The 22,169-nt window shown below is 46.2% G+C and carries 21 protein-coding genes and 1 riboswitch; of the genes, 10 read left to right on the forward strand and 11 right to left on the reverse strand.

Going from position 1 to position 22,169, the window contains the following annotated elements:
• Nucleotides 1-79: 79 nt before the first annotated feature.
• Nucleotides 80-1,423: a metalloprotease PmbA gene (gene pmbA, locus VIA_RS20710; RefSeq protein WP_004415779.1), complete on the reverse strand. Its 1,344-nt coding sequence runs from the start codon at nt 1,421-1,423 to the stop codon at nt 80-82.
• Between the two features lie 107 nt (nt 1,424-1,530).
• Here pmbA and yjgA point away from each other — a divergent pair, with 107 nt between their 5' ends.
• Nucleotides 1,531-2,058 (forward strand): ribosome biogenesis factor YjgA, encoded by a 528-nt coding sequence (gene yjgA, locus VIA_RS20715; RefSeq protein WP_004415780.1) that lies wholly within the window; start codon nt 1,531-1,533, stop codon nt 2,056-2,058.
• 106 nt (nt 2,059-2,164) lie between these two features.
• On the opposite strand, the gene thiQ is transcribed toward yjgA, so the two are convergent.
• The 5 genes from thiQ to mpl all read right to left on the reverse strand — a co-directional run bounded on the left by thiQ (nt 2,165) and on the right by mpl (nt 7,775).
• Nucleotides 2,165-2,869: a thiamine ABC transporter ATP-binding protein gene (gene thiQ / locus VIA_RS20720; RefSeq protein WP_004415781.1), complete on the reverse strand. Its 705-nt coding sequence runs from the start codon at nt 2,867-2,869 to the stop codon at nt 2,165-2,167.
• Nucleotides 2,853-4,457: a thiamine/thiamine pyrophosphate ABC transporter permease ThiP gene (thiP, locus tag VIA_RS20725; protein ID WP_004415782.1), complete on the reverse strand. Its 1,605-nt coding sequence runs from the start codon at nt 4,455-4,457 to the stop codon at nt 2,853-2,855. Before thiP ends, thiQ begins: the two co-directional genes overlap by 17 nt.
• Nucleotides 4,458-4,466: 9 nt before the next feature.
• A complete protein-coding gene (gene thiB, locus VIA_RS20730; protein ID WP_004415783.1) occupies nt 4,467-5,474 on the reverse strand; it encodes a thiamine ABC transporter substrate binding subunit in 1,008 nt (335 codons plus the stop codon).
• Between the two features lie 54 nt (nt 5,475-5,528).
• Nucleotides 5,529-5,642, reverse strand: a riboswitch (TPP riboswitch).
• A 142-nt stretch (nt 5,643-5,784) separates the two neighbouring features.
• Nucleotides 5,785-6,411, reverse strand: coding sequence for a flavin prenyltransferase UbiX (locus VIA_RS20735; RefSeq protein ID WP_004415784.1), 627 nt, complete (start codon nt 6,409-6,411; stop codon nt 5,785-5,787).
• 8 nt (nt 6,412-6,419) lie between these two features.
• Entirely contained in the window at nt 6,420-7,775 is a 1,356-nt protein-coding gene (gene mpl, locus VIA_RS20740) for a UDP-N-acetylmuramate:L-alanyl-gamma-D-glutamyl-meso-diaminopimelate ligase (protein ID WP_004415785.1), read from the reverse strand.
• A gap of 310 nt (nt 7,776-8,085) precedes the next feature.
• Here mpl and fbp point away from each other — a divergent pair, with 310 nt between their 5' ends.
• Nucleotides 8,086-9,102, forward strand: coding sequence for a class 1 fructose-bisphosphatase (gene fbp / locus VIA_RS20745; RefSeq protein ID WP_004415789.1), 1,017 nt, complete (start codon nt 8,086-8,088; stop codon nt 9,100-9,102).
• A 79-nt stretch (nt 9,103-9,181) separates the two neighbouring features.
• Here fbp and VIA_RS20750 read toward each other — a convergent pair whose 3' ends face one another.
• From VIA_RS20750 to tamA, 4 genes are read right to left on the reverse strand one after another with little or no spacing between them, the layout of a single operon-like run.
• A complete protein-coding gene (locus VIA_RS20750; RefSeq protein ID WP_004415790.1) occupies nt 9,182-9,541 on the reverse strand; it encodes a DUF2799 domain-containing protein in 360 nt (119 codons plus the stop codon).
• A gap of 50 nt (nt 9,542-9,591) precedes the next feature.
• Complete coding sequence (locus tag VIA_RS20755) at nt 9,592-9,939, reverse strand: gamma-glutamylcyclotransferase family protein (RefSeq protein ID WP_004415791.1); 348 nt, start codon at nt 9,937-9,939, stop codon at nt 9,592-9,594.
• A gap of 15 nt (nt 9,940-9,954) precedes the next feature.
• On the reverse strand, nt 9,955-13,719 hold the full coding sequence (gene tamB, locus VIA_RS20760) for an autotransporter assembly complex protein TamB (RefSeq protein WP_004415793.1): 3,765 nt from the start codon (nt 13,717-13,719) through the stop codon (nt 9,955-9,957).
• The gene (gene tamA / locus VIA_RS20765) at nt 13,716-15,431 is read right to left on the reverse strand and encodes an autotransporter assembly complex protein TamA (RefSeq protein WP_004415794.1); all 1,716 of its coding nucleotides are present in this window, start codon (nt 15,429-15,431) and stop codon (nt 13,716-13,718) included. Before tamA ends, tamB begins: the two co-directional genes overlap by 4 nt.
• A 117-nt stretch (nt 15,432-15,548) precedes the next feature.
• On the opposite strand from tamA, the gene msrA reads away from it, so the two are divergent.
• Nucleotides 15,549-16,175 carry a peptide-methionine (S)-S-oxide reductase MsrA gene (msrA, locus tag VIA_RS20770; protein WP_004415795.1) on the forward strand — a complete coding sequence of 209 codons (627 nt, stop codon included), beginning with the start codon at nt 15,549-15,551 and terminating at the stop codon, nt 16,173-16,175.
• Nucleotides 16,176-16,240: 65 nt separating this feature from the next.
• Here the strand turns inward: msrA and VIA_RS20775 are convergent, their stop codons facing one another.
• Nucleotides 16,241-16,441, reverse strand: a complete 201-nt coding sequence (locus VIA_RS20775; RefSeq protein WP_004415796.1) for a DUF1107 family protein — start codon at nt 16,439-16,441, stop codon at nt 16,241-16,243.
• Nucleotides 16,442-16,644: 203 nt separating this feature from the next.
• Between VIA_RS20775 and VIA_RS20780 the strand changes: the two genes are divergently transcribed.
• The 7 genes from VIA_RS20780 (at nt 16,645) to VIA_RS20805 (ending at nt 22,008) form a co-directional block, all read left to right on the forward strand.
• Nucleotides 16,645-17,196 carry a YtfJ family protein gene (locus VIA_RS20780; RefSeq protein WP_004415798.1) on the forward strand — a complete coding sequence of 184 codons (552 nt, stop codon included), beginning with the start codon at nt 16,645-16,647 and terminating at the stop codon, nt 17,194-17,196.
• Between the two features lie 80 nt (nt 17,197-17,276).
• Nucleotides 17,277-17,558, forward strand: a complete 282-nt coding sequence (locus tag VIA_RS21970; protein ID WP_004417988.1) for a DUF2607 family protein — start codon at nt 17,277-17,279, stop codon at nt 17,556-17,558.
• Between the two features lie 81 nt (nt 17,559-17,639).
• Entirely contained in the window at nt 17,640-18,290 is a 651-nt protein-coding gene (zrgA, locus tag VIA_RS20785) for a zinc uptake protein ZrgA (RefSeq protein WP_004415799.1), read from the forward strand.
• 56 nt (nt 18,291-18,346) lie between these two features.
• On the forward strand, nt 18,347-19,054 hold the full coding sequence (locus VIA_RS20790; RefSeq protein WP_004415801.1) for an ABC transporter ATP-binding protein: 708 nt from the start codon (nt 18,347-18,349) through the stop codon (nt 19,052-19,054).
• Nucleotides 19,051-20,310: an ABC transporter permease gene (locus tag VIA_RS20795; protein WP_004415803.1), complete on the forward strand. Its 1,260-nt coding sequence runs from the start codon at nt 19,051-19,053 to the stop codon at nt 20,308-20,310. The genes VIA_RS20790 and VIA_RS20795 overlap by 4 nt, the downstream gene beginning before the upstream one ends.
• Before the next feature lie 2 nt (nt 20,311-20,312).
• Nucleotides 20,313-20,810, forward strand: a complete 498-nt coding sequence (locus tag VIA_RS20800; protein WP_004415805.1) for a DUF3299 domain-containing protein — start codon at nt 20,313-20,315, stop codon at nt 20,808-20,810.
• Nucleotides 20,811-21,111: 301 nt separating this feature from the next.
• On the forward strand, nt 21,112-22,008 hold the full coding sequence (locus VIA_RS20805; protein ID WP_004415807.1) for a TIGR03899 family protein: 897 nt from the start codon (nt 21,112-21,114) through the stop codon (nt 22,006-22,008).
• Nucleotides 22,009-22,169 lie beyond the last annotated feature (161 nt).

The raw sequence follows: 22,169 nt of genomic DNA on the forward strand, positions 1-22,169 counted from the left end.
GAAACTCTCTAAGATTCCCTACTCATCCTTCATCAGTCTATTCAATGACAAGTAATCGGTACAAAAAGCGTGTTCGCCGTTACTCGCCAGCCACTTTCATTGATTCTAGCAAGATAGAACCCGTTTGAATCTGCGAGCGCGTCTCTACATCGTTACCGACCGCAACAATCTGGTTAAACATCTCTTTTAGATTGCTAGCAATCGTGATCTCAGAAACTGGGTATTGGATTTCACCATTCTCAACCCAAAAACCAGCCGCGCCACGAGAGTAATCACCAGTAACAATATTAACGCCTTGGCCCATCACTTCTGTTACCAGTAGGCCTGTGCCTAGCTCTTTGAGCATCTGGTCGAAGTCCTGACCAGTCGACTTAACAAACCAGTTGTGGATACCACCAGCATGGCCTGTTGGAGTCATGTCCATCTTACGTGCCGCGTAGCTTGTCAGCAGGTAAGTTGCCAGAACACCATCGGTAATAATTTCGCGGTCTTGAGTAAACACACCTTCGCTATCAAATGGGCTTGATGCTAAACCACGTAGCACATGTGGACGCTCTGATACGTTGAACCATTCAGGTAGCACTTGCTTACCAAGGTGATCTAATAGGAATGACGACTTACGGTAAAGGTTACCACCACTGATCGCCATGACTAAGTGGCCGAGTAAACCTGTAGCTACGTCAGCGGCAAACATCACTGGGTATTTGCCGGTTTTCAGTTTCTGTGCATCCAAGCGACTCACAGTCTTTTCCGCGGCTTTCTGGCCAACTAATTCAGGTGTCCATAGGTCATCTTTATGACGAGCTACCGTGTAGCTGTAGTCTCGCTCCATTTCACCATTGGCACCTTGGCCAATGACACAACAGCTGGTGCTATGGCGACTTGAGGCATAGCTTGCTAGCAAACCATGACTGTTGCCGTACACTTTTAATCCATAGTGGCTGTCATAGCTTGCACCGTCACTTTGCTTAATCTTGTCGCTGTACGATAGGGCTTGTTGTTCAGCCGCAATCGCTACTTGAGCAGCATAATCAGGATCTGGCGTATCTGGATGGAATAAATCTAAATCAGGGATCTCTTGCACCATCATTTCTTTAGGTGCAGGGCCTGCGTATGGATCTTCAGAGGTATACTGAGCAATATCGAGAGCAGCAAGTACCGTTTGTTGGATTGCCTTTTCACTCAAGTCTGATGTTGAAGCGCTGCCTTTACGTTGATTACGGTATACCGTGATACCTAATGCGCCATCACTGTTAAACTCAACGTTTTCTACCTCGCACATACGGGTTGAAACGCTTAAGCCAGTTGACTTGCTGATGGCAACTTCTGCCGCATCCGATTTCGCTGCGGCCATCTCTAACGCTTTTGCTACTGCGCTTTCCAACTCAACACGCTGTTGAGCCACTTGCTGTCTTACGTCCATATTTGCTTATTTCTTAAGATCAATTGCCATTAGAATAACAAGAATTTCGCTTTCTCCCCACGATTCTTGTTAAAATAGAGAAATAGATGTTCAAATAAGGCAGAAATATGGCACGTAAGAATCAAAAAGCGCCATGGGAAGAGGAAGAAGAGATCATTTGGGTCAGTAAGACCGAATTGAAACGCGACATGGAAGAGCTACAAAAGCTTGGTGAAGAACTCGCAAGCCTGAAGCCGTCTGTGCTAGAAAAATTTCCTTTAAGCGAAGACTTAGCAGAAGCGATCAAAGACGCGCAACGCTTTAAAAACGAAGCGCGTCGTCGTCAGCTTCAGTACATTGGTAAGCTGATGCGCTTTGAAGAGATAGAACCTCTGCAAGCGGCATTAGACAAAGTACGTAACAAACACTCTCAAGCAACAGCAGAGCTGCATAAGCTTGAAGTGTTGCGTGACCGTGTCGTTGAAGAGGGTGACAGTGCAATCGTAGACGTTATGGAGCAATTCCCTAGCGCCGATCGTCAGCGTCTACGTCAACTTGCTCGTCAAGCAGCGAAAGAGAAAGCGTCAGGCAAACCTGCAAAAGCGTTTCGTGAGATCTTCCAAGTGCTAAAAGCACTAAACGAAGAAGAGCAATAAGCTCGAAAGATGAAGGATTGGCATGAAAATGCCAGCCCTTTTTATTTGCAGTAAATTGGCTGGTCATTCTTCCTTTTAAGGAATGACCGAATATTCGTTCCCTAGATCATTCACCCGCTCTGACAAATTCACTCAAGCTCTGATTGGCATGAGTGGATGACAATTGGCTGATCTCTCCGGCCGCTTCAACCTGACCATTGGCAACGAAGATAAAGTCCGAGCCTATCGCTCTCGCATCACTAATATGGTGCGTCACCATAAGTACCGTGATATTTCTTTCTTTGGCTAACTTAGCGACCAAAGAGAGCATCTCTTCACGCAAAATAGGGTCTAGCGCCGAGAAAGGTTCGTCCAACAGCCAAATCGCATGGGGCTGAACAAAACAGCGTGCTAAGGCCACTCGCTGACGCTGACCACCTGATAATTGCTCTGGCAATCGGTCCAGATACTCATCAACTCCGACTTGAGTAGCCGCCAGCTCCACTTGCTGTTGCTGATCACAGCTCAGCTTAAGGCCCGGGTGCAGCCCCAAACCAATATTCTGTCGTACTGTGAGGTGGGCAAATAGATTGTGTTCTTGAAACAGCATCGCAAAAGGTCGTTGATGAGGTTCTAAGCCAACAATTTCTGTATGCTCTACGCAAATTGAACCTGTTGCGGGTTCTATAAATCCAGCCACCAAGGCAAGCAAGGTAGACTTCCCGGCTCCACTTGGCCCCATCAAGGCAACAATCGAGCCCTGCTCAACCGACACGTCAAAGTGAAACAGCTCATTGTGATAATAATAATCGACGTTACTCAGTGTTAGCATGCTTGACCTTTTTATTTACTTTGAATAGCGTTTCAATCAAGGTGAAACACCCGACACTTAATAGTAATAATGTGACTGATACCACTGCCGCGGCTTCCATCTGATAGCTACCTAATAGCTGGAAAAGGTACAAGGGCAAGGTACGAAATTCTTGGCTACCAAATAGCGCGACCGCACTCAAATCCCCGATAGCAAACATAAAACTGATGGCAAATGCATGCGCTAGTGGCTTTCTTAGTGCCTTCCACTCCACCACTTTAAACCGTTGCCAGCCTCTCATACCTAAACTCGCACACACATACTGATATTGCTGCTCTACATGCAGCATAGGCTGGGACAAGGTTTTAATCACATAAGGCAGCCCCATCAAGGCATTGACCGCAACCACCACAATGAAAGCAAGGCTAAACACATCAGTAAACGATCGCAGCAGTAGAAACAGTCCGGTCGAAATCACTAGGCCTGGGGTAACTAAAATAATCGTTCCAAGCAGCTCAATGTGATCGGCTCGTTTTGCTCTATCATTTAGACGCAGTCTACGACTGGTGATTAGAATCGCTACCCCAGCAGATAGCGCGATGGTACTCGCCAGTGTCGCAACTTTAATTGACGCCCAGAGAGCAGACCAAAAGCGCGCATCGGTTAAGACATTAATCACTTCTTTGTTGACGCCACTCAGCACCACCATCAGCAATGGCGGTACGACCAACATTACTGCAACGATAATCCAGCTCCAGTCCCAACACTTCGAGAGCACGCCATCTTTAGACAGAAAAAGAGCATGTGCTTGGCTGCCGCTCGTGACCGAGACAGGCTTAGCAAGTCTTTGAATACTTAGAGCCATCACACCACATAACGCCATTTGCCAAATAGCCAGCAGTGCCCCTGCTTGTAAATCGAAGTCAAACTTAATCGCTTGGTAGATCGCTAGCTCGATGGTGGTCGACTTTGGTCCACCGCCTAATGCCATCACAGTCGCAAAACTGGTAAAACACAGCATAAACACCAAACCACTCACGTGGGGCAGTTGCTGACGTAAGCGAGGCCATTCAACCCAGCGGAATTTATCCCAGTGCCCCATCCCTAGATGGGCACATAACTTGTGCTGCTCTTGCGGAATAGACTCCAACGCTTGTAATAACAACCGCGTCGCATAAGGAAGATTAAAAAACACGTGGGCGAGTAAGATGCCATTCAAACCATAAATCGAGAAAGGCAGCTTACTGTCTAGAAACTTAAATAAGCTAGCAAGTAAACCACTATTGCCATAAATGGCCAGTAAACCAAATACCCCGACCAACACTGGCAGCACTAAGGTGGTGGCAAACAGTTTTAGCAGCAGCGTCTTGCCGACAAACTGACGACGAGAAAGGGCGTGAGCAACAGGCAAAGCAAAACCGACACTCAGTAACGTCGAGAGAAAAGATTGGTAGAAACTAAACTTAGTCACATGACGATAGTAAGGATCGTTCCAAACTAAGCTGATATTTAAGGTCTCAGCGTTGATCAACAATGCAGCCAGCGCTGAAACAACAAAGGTCGCGATGAATATCGCGACCCATAAACCAATGAGAGGTGTTTTACGCAAAAGAAAGCCTTAGAAGGTTAATGCACTTTGCCATTCACGAATCCAAGATTTGCGATTCTGAGCAACCTCATCAGCGCTAAAGCTTAGAGCTTGACTAGGTACTGTCAGAGTTTCGAAACCTTTAGGTAACTCAACGTCAGTCACTGGATACATCCAGTTTCCGGTTGGCATTGTAGACTGGAACTCATCACTCAGAATAAAGCTCATAAATTCATCAGCTAGCTTCTCGTTTTTAGAACCTTTTACCTTGGCTGCCACTTCAACTTGAGTGTAGTGACCTTCAGCAAAATCAGCCGCAGCATACTTCTCATCACTTTCTGCAATCAAGTGATAAGCAGGCGAGGTGGTATAGGAAAGTACCAGATCAGACTCGCCCTCTAAGAACATAGAGTAAGCTTCTGACCAGCCCTTGGTAACCGTAACGGTTTTTTTAGCCAGGTTTTGCCATGCCTCTGTGACATCATCACCGTAGACTGACTTCATCCACAACATTAGCCCCTGACCCGGTGTCGAAGTACGCGGGTCTTGATAAATCACTTTCAAATCATCACGTGACTCTACTAGCTCTTTTAAGCTCTTTGGTGGGTTCGTCAACGTCTCTTTGTTGTAAACAAAGGCAAAATAGCCAAAGTCATACGGTACAAACGTCTTGTCATTCCAACCGTTAGGCAGTGTCACTGAGTCAGTGTCAACATTGTGCTGCGCCAATAAACCTGTTTCCTTAGCTTCCGCCATCAAGTTATTGTCTAGGCCAAGTACGATATCGGCTTTGCTGTTGCCACCCTCTAGGCGCAGTCGATTTAGAATCGAAACACCGTCATCTAAGGCAACAAAGTTCACGTCGCAACCACACTTTGCTTCAAACGCTTTTTCAACCGTTGGGCCTGGGCCCCAGTCTGCTGCAAATGAATCGTAAGTGTAAACCGTCAGTGTGTTATCTGCCGCGCTTGCTGAAAATGAAGCTAGAGTAACAGCCGCTAGAGTGCTGATTGAAAGGGTATTTAGAGTGTTTTTCACTGCTCGCTCTCTCCTTGTATGAGCGGCACAGGTTTGAGGGATACATCGATAAGAGATAGATCCAAACTCAATTCCTACGCCAGCATTATCTGGTTCAGGTCCACGGGTCCCAAGCCTTGCTTGATCTCAGCTTCATTGAAACAATGAATAGCTCCCCGATGAGTAACGGTCAAATTGTAATAGTTATGAGACTCAATAGCCATCCCCTAAATAGTTGGAGTTGCAGCTAGGCGACAAGCAAATTCATCCCAATGAACATAGGTGCTCTATTTGATTTGGGTGAATTTGAGCAGTCAACAACGCTGCGACTTCAAATATGACGGGGATCGTAGCCCCAACGTGGAACAAGACCTTGCTCTACGCCCAGATGATCCAAGATACGCGCAACCATGAAGTCGACTAAATCCTCAATCGACTTAGGCTGATGATAGAAACCCGGCGCGGCTGGCATAATCGTCACCCCCATCTGAGACAGCTTATGCATGTTCTCTAGATGTAGGGTAGAAAATGGCGTTTCACGTACCACCAGCAATAACTGACCGCGTTCCTTCATCACTACATCAGCAGCGCGCTCAATCAAATTGTCAGACATTCCATGAGCAATCGCGGCGACACTTCCTGCTGAGCATGGACAAACCACCATCTGTTTCGGCGCCGCAGAGCCTGAAGCCACTGGAGAGAACCAATCGTCTTTACCGCACACGACCAGCTTATCTGGGTCACAGTTGAGATGCTCAACCAAGCTTTGTTTAGCCACATCAGGATTAGCCGATAGCTTTAAACCATGTTCCGTTGCGAGCACGACACGCGCAGCGGAAGAGATCAGCAAATAGACCTGATAGTCTGCTGCTAACAAACACTCCAGTAGTCTCAGTCCGTACGGGGCACCAGATGCCCCTGTAAACGCTAATGTAATCGCTTTTTGTTGTTTACTCATGGTAATAACTATTTTTCGCCTAATTTTTCCAGTAACTTGCCGTGAATGCCTTCAAACCCACCATTGCTCATCACTAAGATATGACTCCCCGCTTGAGCGTGAGACACAATCTTCGCAACCAGCTCATCGACATCAGCAGAGGTGTCAGCAGGTTGATGACACTGACTGGCAATATCTTTTACCGACCAATCAATACTGTCAGGTTGATAGAGAAATACTTGATCCGCCTTAGCCAATGAAGCAGCCAGCGCATCTTTATGTACGCCACGCTTCATGGTGGCACTGCGCGGCTCTAACACGGCAATAATGTTGTCACTGCCAACCTTATTACGTAGGCCACCAAGAGTCAGTTCAATCGCGGTTGGGTGATGCGCGAAATCATCGTAGACAGTCACGCCATTGACCTGACCTTTTAATTCTAGACGACGCTTAGTGTTGATAAATTTAGCCAGTGATTCACAGGCCAAATCTGGCGTTACTCCGACGTGGCGCGCGGCACCAATTGCCATCAGTGCGTTATCAACGTTATGGTCGCCGACAAGGTCCCATTTCACGATGCCAACTTCTTCATCTTGGAAGAAGACTTTAAACTCAGAGCCATCCGCGATCAGTTTTTCTGCACGCCAATTAGCTTGCTGACCAGTAAACTCAGTTTCACTCCAGCAACCACGCTGTAGTACATCCTCTAAAGCGATATCTTGTTTGGGTGCCAGTATGCGTCCATTACCAGGAACAGTACGCACCAAATGGTGAAACTGACGCTTAATAGCCTCCAAATCATCGAAAATATCTGCATGATCGAACTCTAGATTGTTCATCACCAAAGTTCTTGGATGGTAGTGAACGAACTTCGAGCGCTTATCGAAAAAAGCACTGTCATATTCATCCGCTTCAACGACAAAAAACATACTTTCGCCAAGACGCGCTGAGACACCGAAGTTCCCCAGCACCCCGCCAACCAGGAAACCTGGCTGATAGCCGCAATCTTCAAGGATCCAAGCAAGCATACTTGAGGTGGTCGTCTTGCCATGCGTGCCCGAGACAGCCAACACCCAGCGATCATGCAATAGGAACTCCTGCAACCACTGAGGGCCCGAGGTATAGCGCAAGTTACTATTCAGTACATGTTCGACACATGGATTACCGCGGCTCATCGCATTACCGATCACGACAAGGTCAGGTGCAGGATCAAGCTGAGAAGGTTCAAAGCCTTCAATAATTTCAATACCTTGAGACTCCAATAGGGTACTCATCGGCGGGTAAACGTTAGCATCACTCCCCGTCACTTTATGTCCAAGCTGACGAGCTAATACCGCAGCGCCACCCATAAATGTGCCGCAAATTCCCAAGATATGAATATGCATATACTGACCTTGTCCTAGGCAAAAATAAGTTCTTCATTATGGCGATAAAGCCGCCAAAAGCGAACCACTTTGAGCAGGCAAAATCGGCTTTATCTATCTAGTTGCTCACTCTTGCACCAGCTATTGGCCCTTAGATGAATAAATGTAAGTAAACCTATTGGTCGACAAATAAATTGAGATCTCAATCAGTTAGTTCATTACCAATAAAAAGATCTAACTCTTACACTTAAACACGGGTAACCCTAAAAGATCCGTAGAGATCCCTACTACCCATCCCCCTACTATTAGAGCGACTTTTTAAGGAAAAACCATGTCTGGAATGCGCACCCTTGGCGAGTTCATTGTTGAAAAACAAGCGGACTTCCCCCACGCAAGCGGTGATCTATCATCCCTACTCTCTTCTATTCGTCTTGCTGCTAAAATCGTTAACCGCGAAATCAATGCCGCAGGTCTCGGTGATATTACAGGTGCAGTCGGCACTGAAAATGTCCAAGGCGAAGATCAACAAAAGTTGGATGTGTATGCCAACGATAAGTTTAAGGCTGCGCTAGAAGCACGCGATCAGGTGTGTGGTGTCGCCAGTGAAGAAGAAGATGAGGCTGTAGCGTTTAACAAAGAACTCAACAAAAATGCGAAATATGTTGTTCTGATGGATCCACTCGATGGTTCATCAAATATCGACGTCAACGTTTCTGTTGGGACGATCTTCTCAATCTACCGTCGAGTGTCACCAATCGGCACACCTCCAACAGAAGAAGATTTCCTTCAACCCGGCCACAAACAGGTTGCGGCAGGTTATGTCATCTATGGCTCTTCAACCATGTTGGTTTACACAACCGGTAATGGCGTTAATGGTTTCACTTACGACCCATCACTTGGCACCTTCTGCCTATCTCATGAAAACATGATGATCCCTCAAGATGGCAGTATTTACTCGATCAACGAAGGTAACTATATTCGCTTCCCTATGGGTGTGAAGAAGTACATCAAGTACTGTCAGGAAAGTGAGCCGAGTGAGAACCGTCCTTATACTTCTCGCTACATTGGTTCATTGGTGGCTGACTTCCACCGTAACTTGCTTAAAGGTGGTATTTACCTTTACCCAAGCACGCAAAGTCACCCTAATGGCAAGCTACGCCTACTTTACGAATGTAACCCAATGGCTTACATCATTGAGCAAGCGGGCGGCGTTGCTTCTGATGGTGTTCAGCGCATTATGGATATCAAGCCAACTGAGCTACACCAACGTGTACCATTCTTTGTTGGCTCGAAGAATATGGTGAAAAAAGTGGAACAGTTCTTAGAGCTTAACCGCGAAGAAAAGTAGCCAAAGAGCGATAACAAAAAAGAGTCGACCAAGTTCGACTCTTTTTTATTGCTTCTCGATATAACACTCACGGCGAGGGCTAAAACGGTGACCCCGCAGTCGAGTTCTTACCAGAGACATAATCTTGATAGAAGAACGGATCCAATCGTTCGCAAATTCCGCGATAGGGTTTGCCCATCACACCTAACAGATAGGCACTTTGTGAACAGTAAACTTCTCTACCCTGTTCATAACCATTGTTATAAGCCAAATAAAGCTCTGAATTTAAGTAGCCTTGCGCGTCTAACTTAGCCAATTTACTTTCTGACTGCTTGAGAAAGCCTTGTTCCGCACGCTGCTGACCATAGTCAGCCCAATCACTGGCAGCCTTGGTCATCGGCGTTGGTTCAACCGCACAGCCATCCAACATTAACGTTATAACGACAAATAGGGGTTTCATCAGTATCTCCTTATTCGAACACTCAGTGCCAATCACGTTTGTGCACCAAGCTACACCTTAAGAGACCAGTCTCCGGACGAAATTATTACATCCAACTGGCTGACATCTTGATATAGGTAGATCCAAGCCTGACCAAATGTTGTCTCAATAGGCTCTCGCCGATAAGTCACCGGAACATCTTCCAACAAGTCCATCTGCGCTAATGTCTCTTCATCAACAAGATAGACTTCACCAATAATGGCACTATGCCCTTCTATTACGGCTGGGTAAGCACCAAGATCATAAAGTGAGTAGATTGGCAAAGTAGTATGCTTGCCTAACCATTGCGCCTGAGACAATAAATGATGATTGCACTCTCCATGGCGTAACGTGCCATAGACAAAAACCAAATGTTGCATCGAGACTCCTATTGTTTAGTTGAACTCAAATTGATAAAGCAGATCCACCGCGCTATCGACACCAGTAATCGCTTCGACATAGAGATCCTGCATCAAACGATATCGCACCGTAAATTCGCCCACAGAGTCAAAAATACCGACTCCATATTTCACCTGTAGCCCAGGTAACACATAGCCACTCACCGTCACTTGTGAGTCATCACCACTACCAGCAGTATCAAGCTGTAAGTCCTGTACGCCAAATGCTTCACCGATTTCGCCGACCACACGCCCACTCTTGGCTAAGCTTAGACCAATTAGTGTGGTGGTCATGGAGTTCCCCCCCGCTTCACCATCAATGTCTTGGCCACGCAGCAGATAAGAGAGCGCATTAGCTTGCGGCATCGCAGGATCCGAGAAAATCGTCACCGTTGGCTCACTGGCAGGCCCTGTCACTTTCACACCAGCGGTTACATCATCTTGAGTGTTGTCTGGGTTACGGATCGCCGTTATTTGAACGTATGGTTGGTCCGCGGGCCCATTCATTAAGATCTTACCTTCTTGGATCAACAGATCTTGACCAAATGAGGTATAAGAGCCATCTGCGATATTGATCTCGCCGGTAATAAACGGGCCTTTATCTTTCTGGGCCACATTGAGGTTACCGACTAAACCACCCTCAAGTCCAAAGGCAGACAGCTTAAAGTCATCGCCAATCTTAATATTGATATTGGTTTCAAGAATAAAAGGAACAGGGCTCTCTTTGTCGATTGGCTCTAATTGATCATTCAACAATACCTGATCCTTCGATACCCCAATCGCACTTGGTGGCAACTCTTCAACAACAATTCTTCCCCATGGCAAAGCAATATCACCATCAATCCGCGCATGCTGAGGCGATGCCGAAATGGTCATATCCGGTTTGACTTTCATCTTCACCATTGGCGGCACATCCACATACAGCTCTTCAGCAAACACGCGTAGGTTACTGCTCCACGCTTTAAGATCATGCCAATCCGCGTCACCCGAGACTTCTAATTTGCCATCAGGAGTATGGATTGCCGCAGCCAATAACGCTTCATACCCCGTGAAATTAATCGTCAAACGGCCCGAGTCCACTTCCACAGGAGAGATGTCCCCTTTCAATGAAATGCCATCAACAAGGAACTTACCGTTTACTTTTGGCTGCATCACTGGGCCACTAAAGGCTAAATCAGTCGAAATATTTGACTTCAATTGGCTGTAATCACCAATGATAGGATCGAGAAAGTCTAAGTTGAATGTCGTTAGCTTTAGCTGACCATCGATTTGCTTATCATCCGTTAGCACATCAGGGATCATCACCTTGCCCGAAATATCACCATTATCAGTAATATCCAGCAACCAATCTGCTTGCAGTTTGTTGTCGGCAATCTGGGCGTTGAGCTGCACTTTGTCCCAACCCACTGTCACAGGCTGCTCTAACTTTTGCACTAGTTGACCTTTTGGCAGCTCAATCGTCGCTTTTACTTGCGGAGCAGAATCTGGCGCCCACTTAGCCCAAACATTGGCGTTGGTTTGCCCAGTCAGCTCTGTCGCTTGTGGGATAAAGGCTTTTAGCTGGTCAAAGTCAAACTGCTTTAGGGTTAACGCTGCTTCGCCACTTTGCCCAACCTGAATATCTTTATCCAAGCAGAGCGATGAGTCGGCTTGCAACCAACAGTGAGCCGCAACGGACACCTGCTGCGTCGCCATTTCAAAGCCTAATTTGGTCGCCTGATTGAGTCGCCACTCACCTTGCTGTGAACTCAACGTCATTCTCTCAAGCGCGCCCTGCCAAATGAGATCAGGTTTATCCTTCAATGAGCCACTGAGCGCCAAACTAGTCGATGCCACATTCGAAGCTACATCTAACTTCAGTTGGTGCTCTTGCTGTGAACCGTTAAACGTCATGGCAACACTATCTACCAATGTCTCTTGGTATTGCGCATTTTGAACCTGCAGAGAAAGACGCCCAGCGGGCACAGGGAGTGGGGTGATATCGCCGTTTAACGCAATATGTTCCACGCTGGCTTGCTGCTGCCAGTCAATGGCTTGAACATCTAACGCAACACCAACTTGAGGCTCTTTCAATGCACCGCGCAATGAAATCGCCCCTGTCGCTTTACCCTGCAAATCCGGCACTGTTTTTATCAGATCAGGAAAGTCGATAGCGAGGTCCATTCGCCACTCTTTATCCAGCTGACCTTTCGCTTCTACCTTATTCGGGCCATGAGAAAGCACCAATCGTGGCGTATCAAGGCTCAAATTGCCGCTACCACTTTTATCTGATGCCGACAATGAACCTTCAATATTCAGTGGGTACTCTCTAAGAACCCCATCAATATCTAACGTTGGCAGTTCAACTTGCCAACCGCCCTGTTCAGTCAAGCTACCTGTTGTCGCCAGCTTACCGCTGATATCACCTTCAGCCTCAGGCCATTGTAGACCCGGCTGAATATGGGATAGATTTAAATTAGCCGCCCAGTTTATCGGCGCCTTCCAGTTGGCCATCACATCACCAGAGACATGCCCACCTAACGTCGTTAAATCGACTTTTTTCAGCTTCACGTGATTGAGGTCACCATCACCTTGCAATGTAACCGCCAGATCAGGGATATCCTTACCTTTAATATTGCTCGCAAGTTCAAGCTGATAGCCATCGAGAGAACCTTTGCTCTTGAGCTTGTCAATGGCAACAAAGTAATCTCCCTTACCTGTTAACGGCCACTGAACATCACCACCACTCAAGGAAATATCAAAAGGTAACTCTGGTTTGAGTGGTTCGATATAAGCGGCTAATTTTGCCTTGGCTAACCCACCTAAAGTGGCCTCTAAACTCAAGTTCGCCACGCTACCGTCAGCATTGAGTGTCAATGTCTGCCCTGGGGCAACTTTGTCTTTAACCGTCGCATCTAACTTCAATGTCAGTGGGTAGTCACCTTGCAGTTCGACTTTGGTGGCGAGTTCAGCTTGTGCTTGCGGCATATCGAGCTCAAGTGTGTGTACATCCACCGTAGAACCTGTGGCATCAACACTTAAGCCAAGGTGATTCACCACAACGGGAGTCTCTTGCTCCAACTTAAAGTCATGAATATCAATACGCACGACTTCAATCTGCAACGGAAGTTCGACGTTCGGCAAGACAATCGGTGTGGGCTCTTTGCTCTCAGGCTGAGGAGCTTGCTGCTCTTTAGCTGCCTCATCAGCAGGCGCTAGCTTAACCGTTGGAGAGGTGAGCGTAGTCTTGTTTAATCGTAAGCGATTACCCTGAAACGCAACGCCAGAGGTAAACGACTGCCAAGAGATTTGGTTTTGTAAAACATCTAACTCAATATCCGTTAATGCGATGCGACTGACCACAATAGGGATTGGCGAGGTAATCTTGCTCGTCGATGGCGTTGGCTCTTCTTGCTCTGGCGCACTGCTTGGTGGCAGTTCTGGCATAGAAAAACGCAATCCATCAATGGCAATTTCATCGACACATACTCGAGGTTCGGTTAAACAGTTGGCACGAATGGCCAAGGTGATCGATTTTAGCTCGGTATCGACATTTAAAGAGTCGTCTTTGAATTTAACATTATTCAGGGTAAAGCGAGGGAAAAGAGCCCCTTGAGATGACTCAACTTTAAGCTGGGGAACAAACTTCTCAGCACCCCATAAAGCAAGGTTTAAACCACTATTGGTAAACAATAACGTACCTAGCGCAATCACGATTAACGCGAGTAAAGCCAGTAAAGAAAGTGACAGCCACTTTGACCACTTAATTACCACACGGGTCATAGTTCAGGTCCTAAGGTAAAGTGAATTTTAAACTCATCGCCAGGAGCAGCATCTAGACCCCAAGCAAAATCAAGACGAATCGGACCAACCGGGGATGCCCAACGTACGCCTACACCTGTACCGCGCTTTAAATCGATCTCATCATTAAAGGCATCACCGACGTCATAAAACACCGCGCCCCACCAGTTTCCATACACTCGGTATTGATACTCAAGCGAGCTGGTCGCCATGTATTTTGCACCGGTTAATGCGCCACTTTCATCAGTAGGCGAGATCGACTCATAGCCATAACCACGTAAGTTATTATCACCACCAGCGAAAAAACGCAGCGATGGTGACAACTTAGAAAAATCGTCAGCCAAGTTCGCCCCACCATCAATACGGAAAATACCGCGATGGTTATTGCCGATACCACGAATCCACGTCATACCGCCAATCAAGCGTGTCACTCGAGTTTCAGACAGGACGCTAGGATCACCATATTCGATGGTTAAACTTTGGCGATCGCCCCACATAGGCATCGAACCACCACGAATTCGGCTACGGGTAAACGAAATGCCCGGTAAGAGGAATTGCGCGTTATCGTCCTGTATGCCTTGCTCATAGTTTTCAAGCAAGTAGCGTACGTAAAGAGTTCTGTGCCAACCATTATCAAGTAGCCAGTGCCTTTCGAGCGCTAAGTTGGACTCCAAACTCTTCGTATCGCGATTATCGACGTTCTTTAATCCATACTGAATTCGATAGTACTCATTTAGCACATCTTCTAGAGGAATACGGTAACCGGCAGTAATGGTCTGCTCTGGTGCTGAAAGAGAAAAGCTACTATCAAAGCTGTGGCCGCGACTATTTACCCATGGTTTCTTCCACTTCAAAGAGCCTCGAACACCCACATCGGTTGAGTAGCCAATACCCGTCTCGAGTTGATTACGCGCCTGCGGAGAAAGTGATACCTTCATCGGTAGCTCTCGCCCTTCTCCCAACTGAGATAAATCTGGTTCAACAAATACTGAAGAGAACCAATCGGTATTCGATAGATTTTGATTATATTCGCCGACTTGAGAGACTAAGTAAGGGTCGCCACTTTTAAACGGAGATAGTGACGCCACACGCTCTTGATCAATTTGACTGCCCGTGATGGTGCTATCACCAAAATGGTAACGAATACCACTGTCGTAATGAAGGCGAATAAAAGCTTGGTTTAAGTCTGGGGCGACTTCAAGGCGGCTAAGTTTAAAGTCGCCTTCAAAATAGCCCTTACGTAAGGCAAGGTTGCGAATACCCGACTTGAGGGCATCATAAGAGCTATGATTAAGGGTATCGCCTTGCTTTAGGCCGCTTTTCTTAATCAAAGCTGCAAAGTCAGGATCGTTTTTCGCTTCTCCTGTGATCTGCACATCCACTGCTTGGATGATGACCACTGGCCCCGGTGTCACTTTTACGATGAGCTCATTTTCATCTTCAGCAACAGAAAACTCAAATCGAGGATGGTAGTAACCTAATGCAGTTAATGCTTCGATAATGTTACGTTCCACACGAGCCTGAAAACGTAAGCTGGTCGAATACTCTTCTGGAGGAATAGAGGATAGATAGACATCAACATTATCTTGCAACGCACCCTCTAATCCCTCGACTGAAAGATCCAGATCTTGAGCAGATACAATCGGAGCAACTGTAAGGAGAGTTAATAGCGCTGGTAAAGACTTTCTGATCATGCTTAATTATCTATATACATCATGTAAGGGAATAATACCGCCTGTAAAAATATAAGTCTGTATGAAAACAGTCAATTAAGCGGTCTATATAATTCTATTTCTAGCAAGGAAACGACGATGCTCAACAAACAAACCCTGATTTCAGCTCAAGAGGCTTTGCCTGGCCGTGAAACGCCACTTGCCATTGATGACACACATTTCGTCAATCAATCCAGTTTGACCGCAGAACCCGCTCAAGGTTGCCAACAAATACTCTTTGGTATGGGTTGTTTCTGGGGAGCAGAGCGCTTGTTCTGGCAAATCAATGGGGTCGTCAGCACTTCGGTCGGCTACTCCGGAGGCTTCACTTTAAACCCAACCTACGAAGAAGTCTGCTCTGGCCAAACCGGACATACCGAAGTGGTACGTGTAATTTTCGATAGCAATATCATTACCTTGCAGCAGCTACTACGAACTTTCTGGGAAAAACATGACCCAACCCAAGGAATGCGCCAAGGCAATGATTTAGGAACACAGTATCGTTCTGCCATCTACGTATTTAACGAAGAGCAATTGCAGATAGCCAGCGCCTCCAAAGAGGAATATCAGGCCTTATTGGGCAATGATAAGGGCAGTATCACCACTGATATCTTACCCGCTGGAAAGTACTACTTTGCTGAAAACTACCATCAGCAATATCTTGCGAAGAACCCGAATGGCTACTGTGGTATCGGCGGGACAGGCGTCTGTTTTCCACCTCAATAACGGAATGTAAAAAGTCGCCACTTGGCGACTTTTTTATGCGACAAAAAGCAAGCAGCACTCAACCGTTAAATCGGTAGAGCAGCAATCGCTTGGTTGATTTCTTTGAACGTCAGCAGTTTTTGTGGGTCTTTGACGTCAGGTAGCAGGACCTTGCCATTATCAAAGTTAAACTCACCCACACCTGAAATAACGAATTGACCTTTAAACAAGGTTTTAACAAATCGAGCCACTTGGTGTGGTCGATAGATGGTAAATTCACGCAGCATAACAACTCCAATATCCTTTTGTGATGTAGCCTCGCAGGGACACACGTTCTATTCCTTAGAACTTGTACGGCATTATATATAAACCGGTTTTAATGTATAGCATTTTGTTAATTATTTGGACCATTTCACTTCGTGGCGACTCCTGCCACCACTTTAGCCATTTTCGGTATATACTTTTGGCGCTTACCAAAAGGAAGATAACAATGAAAAATAAAACTCTACTCGCAATTGCGATTGCATGCTCTCCAGCACTAGCGATGGCACACAACATCTCTGTAGGTCAATCGATACCAAACGTGGATGTCGCTAGTCATGGCGAAATTGTCCTACAAGGTGAAGATACCGCCTTCCAAGCGTGGTCGACACAAAGTATGTTAGGCAAGGTCCGAGTGATTCAAGCGATTGCAGGACGCAGCAGCTCGAAAGAAATGAATGCGCCACTAATGGCCGCGATCACCGCAGCAAAATTCCCAGAACAAAGCTATCAAACCACATCGATCATCAACCAAGATGATTCTATGTGGGGAACTGGGTCATTTGTGAAATCTTCAGCTCAAGACAGCAAGAAAGAATTCCCATGGTCATCAATGGTACTGGATGAGGAAGGTTCCGTAGCCAACGCTTGGGATCTCGCGAGTGAATCATCGGCGATCATCGTCCAAGACAAACAAGGTAAAGTACTGTTTGTTAAAGAGGGCACGCTAAATGAGCAAGAGATCCAGCAAGTGCTTACGTTAGTTAAAGAGAACATCTAACTCTCGACGGATTGATATCGTGTTTTGCAAGGAATTGTTATAGTATAACAATTCCTTTTTGTTTATCTGATGATATCGCCTTGTCTCTATTTCGCTTAGTTTCGACACGAACGGCTGTCTGCGCCATTGCATTAGTGCTATGGCTAAACTTTGCGTACATTGAGCACCAATATGAACTGTCGCAGCCACAACATAGTCAGCATCACTGCCAACTTTTTGCCTGTGTGCTGCATGGTGCAAAGGCATTTGTCGTCACACTGCCAGCGATAGCTTCATCCGAATCCCATCGCCTTGAGTCATTTTACTACTTTGTAGAAAGTGTCTTCTTTGCTTACCTCGCGCGCTCACCACCAGCCTCTTGATTACAATATTTAAAACACCAGAGTCACAAGCAACCACGCTCTGTGATTACACACTGCATTACAATATTTTCAGGAAAGACAATGAACAAGATTACTCCAATCGCACTTGGTATTACGCTAGCAGTAAGCAGCTTTGCTCAAGCAGAAGAAGGTTTTCGTCAACACAGCGCACACGTCCACGGTGTGGTGGAATTCAATATCGCTCAAGATGCTAACGAACTGCTAATGGAAATCACTGCGCCAGGAGCTGATGTGGTGGGCTTTGAGCTCGCTCCTCAGACTGACGAACAAAAACATCAACTTGAAGCAGCAGTAACCCAACTGAGCGATGCCAATAGTATCTTTACCTTAGCGGCCAGTGCCGGGTGTAAGATTGAGCACAAGTCAGTGAGTCATACATTAGGTAAAGATAACCACAAAGGTCATGATCACCACGATGACCATGAGCATCATGACGAGCATAAAGGCCATGACCACCACGATGACCATGAGCATCATGACGAGCATAAAGGCCATGATCATCACGATGACCATGAAGGACACTCATCTTCCCATGGTGAGTTTACCGTTGAGTACCACTTCGAATGTAGTGACATCGCAAAACTGGATGAGATTAACACCAACTGGTTCTCTCACTTCCCGAACACTGAATCAATTAAAGTGAATGTATTGACCGATACTAAGCAAGCAGCAATGCAGCTATCTAAAGGCGAAAGCAAGATCTCACTTTAATGTTTTAACGTGGCCTAGCCTCACCTAGGCCACTTAATTTGATTCGGACTCCAATTATGACTAAGACAGACCCGTCTTCGGTGGTTGAGCTTACTCAAGTCACATTTACCTGGCCAGATAATGATACCCCTACGCTTGATATTCCTTCGTTAGTTGTCACTCACGGCGAACACCTCTTCATCAAGGGACCAAGTGGGTGTGGTAAATCAACCTTACTCGGACTCCTGACGGGAATTAATACCGCAACCTCAGGTCAAGTTTCTTTACTCGGTGAAGAGCTAACTAAGATGTCAGGTAGCCAAAGAGATGAGTTTCGCGCCAATAACATTGGCTACATCTTCCAGCAATTCAACTTACTGCCCTACCTTAGTGTGATTGAAAATGTCACTCTTCCTTGCCAATTTGCACCACAAAGAAAAAAGCAGGTTGAGGGAGATTTAACCGCTAAAGCAACCGAGTTATTGGAGAAACTACGTCTTCCGAGCGCACTGCTCAATAAACCGGTGACTGAACTGAGTATTGGCCAACAGCAGCGAGTCGCGGCTGCCAGAGCACTGATAGGTAACCCCAAGGTAGTGATCGCAGATGAACCAACCTCATCGCTCGATTTTGACAACCGTAGTGCATTTATTGAACTGTTGCTCGAACAAGTAAACCAAGCAAACTCGACGTTACTTTTTGTCAGCCATGATCCGACGCTAGAGCCATTGTTTGATCGCACCATTAATCTGCAGCAGCTCAATCAAGCCGGAGGTCAATTATGACAGCTACACTTTCTCTCGCATGGAAGAGTGTTCGCAACCGAAAAGTGACCGCTATCCTCACTATTCTGACCGTGGCAATATCGGTGATTTTGTTACTTGGGGTAGAACGAATTCGTACCCAAGCGAAGAGCAGCTTTGCCAACACAATTTCCGGCACAGATTTAATCGTTGGTGGTCGCTCAGGCCAAGTTAACTTACTGCTTTACTCTGTATTTCGCATTGGTAACGCCACTAATAATATTGACTGGAAAAGCTACCAAGAATTTAGCCAACACAGAGCCGTCGACTGGGCGATTCCTATCTCGTTAGGTGACTCGCACAAAGGATTTCGAGTTATGGGGACCAACCATAGCTACTTCGAGCACTACCGTTACGGGCAAAAGCAAAACCTCGCATTTAATCAAGGTAAAGAGTTCAATGGATTGTTTGAGGCGGTGATTGGTGCCGACGTTGCCCGCTCGCTTAATTACCACGTGGGCAGTGAAATGATCATCGCTCATGGCATTAGTGATGTAGGTTTTAGTCGCCATGACAACACGCCATTTAAAGTGGTGGGTATTCTTGCTCCGACTGGCACACCGGTTGATAAGACTGTACATGTATCTCTTGAAGCCATTGAAGCGATTCACGTCGGCTGGGAATCGGGTGCCAACTTAGGCAACAACCCGAGCGCAGAACAGTTATTAAAAATGGATTTTCAACCTAAGCAAATCACCGCCATGATGCTAGGTTTGAAGTCCAAAATTCAAACGTTCGCCTTGCAAAGACAAATCAACACCTATGCAAAAGAACCTCTTAGCGCGATCTTACCTGGGGTCGCATTGCATGAATTATGGGGAATGATGTCGGTTGCAGAACAAGCCTTAATGGCGGTCTCTGTATTTGTGGTAATCGCAGGATTACTCGGCATGCTGTCGAGCCTACTGACCAGCTTACAAGAACGGCGCCGTGAAATGGCTATTCTACGTGCGATGGGGGCAAGGCCGCGCCATGTATTTAGCTTATTGATCTTAGAAGCAAGCGTGCTCACCTTTATCGGCTTGGTCGCCGGCACCATAGGTTTATATGCCCTGCTTGCCGTTGCTGCTCCGCTTATCCAGCAACAATATGGGATTGATTTACAAATGATCGCTTTATCCCAATATGAGTGGTTACTTCTCGCGGCGGTGCAAATTGCTGGTACTATAATCGGCTTTATTCCAGCATTCAGAGCTTATAAGCAGTCTCTCAGCGATGGTATGACGATTCGAGTATAAATATGAAAAAACTGATCCTACTAGTCTTGGCCCTATTTTCAGTTGGCCTTACCACCCACTCAGTCAGTGCCGATGACACACTGACATTAGATTGGATTGATCTTATTCCAGAAAGCGAGCGCAATCAGTTTGATGCCTATGGTATGCCAGCCGTGGATCACTCAAGTGACGTGATGAAACAATCTAAAGTAGGAAGTGTGAGACCCGAACTTAATGGCAGTACGGTGAAAATACCGGGGTTCGTCATCCCGCTCGAAGGCGATGAAAATATAGTGACGGAATTTCTACTGGTGCCATATTTTGGCGCTTGTATCCACGTACCGCCACCGCCACCGAACCAGATCATTTATGTGAAGTTCCCGAAAGGCGCTCCAGTACAAGAGTTGTGGGATGTCATTTACGTGATAGGCACACTTAAGACCGAAACCATTAGCCATGAGCTAGCGGAAACTGCGTATGTCATAGAAGGCACTGAAATTGCCGAATATGATGATATGTAGATGTTAACGACTAAAGTAACCTGTTGATTACCTATATTAGCCTAAGTAACTAGATAAATAGCCTAGTACACCAACGTAGACGAGTAATAATAGGGCAATTGACAGGTGCTTTTTTAGTTTATTCTCATTGAAATACTTCATAAGCCCCTCAAGTTTAATGATAACAATTTTAACAACTTGTTATCATTTTTGATAGCAATATTTTTTTATAGGCTGGCTCACAGTCTTTTTCTGGCAGACAATAAGGTTCCGAGGTACATTTAGTAATCAATAGTAAGCATCTGATGGCTAAGGAAATAGCATGTCTGAGACCAGTAAACCCGTTGTCATTGACCAACAAGCGGATCATTCTCAACGCCAAGAGAAGAAGTCTAGTTACATAAAAGACAGCGCTAGTCGCGTTCTCAACATTGCGCAAACTTATGGCTTAGATGCCCTGTTACAAAGCGAATCTCCCCAAAAGACCACTATTGAACGCGCACTGATTCGTGAAAAGAAGCGCAAAGAGCTGCGCCAGAAGAATCTAGAACAAATCCTTAAGCTCGCCCATATTTCATGTAAAGATGAAACCGCTGGAGACCCAGACCAAGATTGGCTATATCGATTTTTCGATATGGCACAAGAAGTTCATAATCACGCGATGCAGCGACTTTGGGCGCAGGTACTCAAGCGCGAAGTGACCAACCCTGGCTCTACATCGATGAAGGCGCTGAAAGTTCTGCAAGATATGACACCAAAAGAAGCGCAAATCCTGCAACGTGCCGCATCTCTTGCGTGCAGCTTTGGTGGTGATAGTAGCCGAAAACTGTTGGTCGGTTACCGCTCGCAAGCAGGCATTTTTAACTTCGGAAAGCGCAACGTCACAAGCAACATTAATGTCGGTAACTACCAGCTTCCCTACTCTAGCTTACTGGTATTGTTCGAACTTGGTTTGATGCATGGTACTGAGCTTGAGTCTGGCGAGATTGAACTCGACTCACCACTGCCGTTAGCTTATCAAGGCAAGCAGCTTTCCCTACAAGCACACAACAAAGGGGTGCGCTTACTCTATTACCGCTTCAGCCCTACCGGCAATGAACTGTGTAAGCTGCTGGGTAATAAGCCAAACATGCAATATTATGATCAGCTCGTGGCGTTATTGAGCCAGAAGTTCACCGCGAGTACCGAAACCAAATCTAGCATTGATACGATGGCTTAGGAAAATAACAAACGAGAAAACATCTCCACGACTAGTCATCCTCAAGAGCGAAGGATGAGTGAATTGGGGATCTCTTGAACGTAAATGACTCTAGAATAGATTCCCTACTCCTTCCTTCGTCAGTCTATGGAATGACAAAGCCTCAACAACGAAACTTAATA

Origin of the sequence: Vibrio orientalis CIP 102891 = ATCC 33934 (assembly GCF_000176235.1) — a bacterium.
GTDB classification, from domain to species: Bacteria; Pseudomonadota; Gammaproteobacteria; order Enterobacterales; family Vibrionaceae; genus Vibrio; species Vibrio orientalis.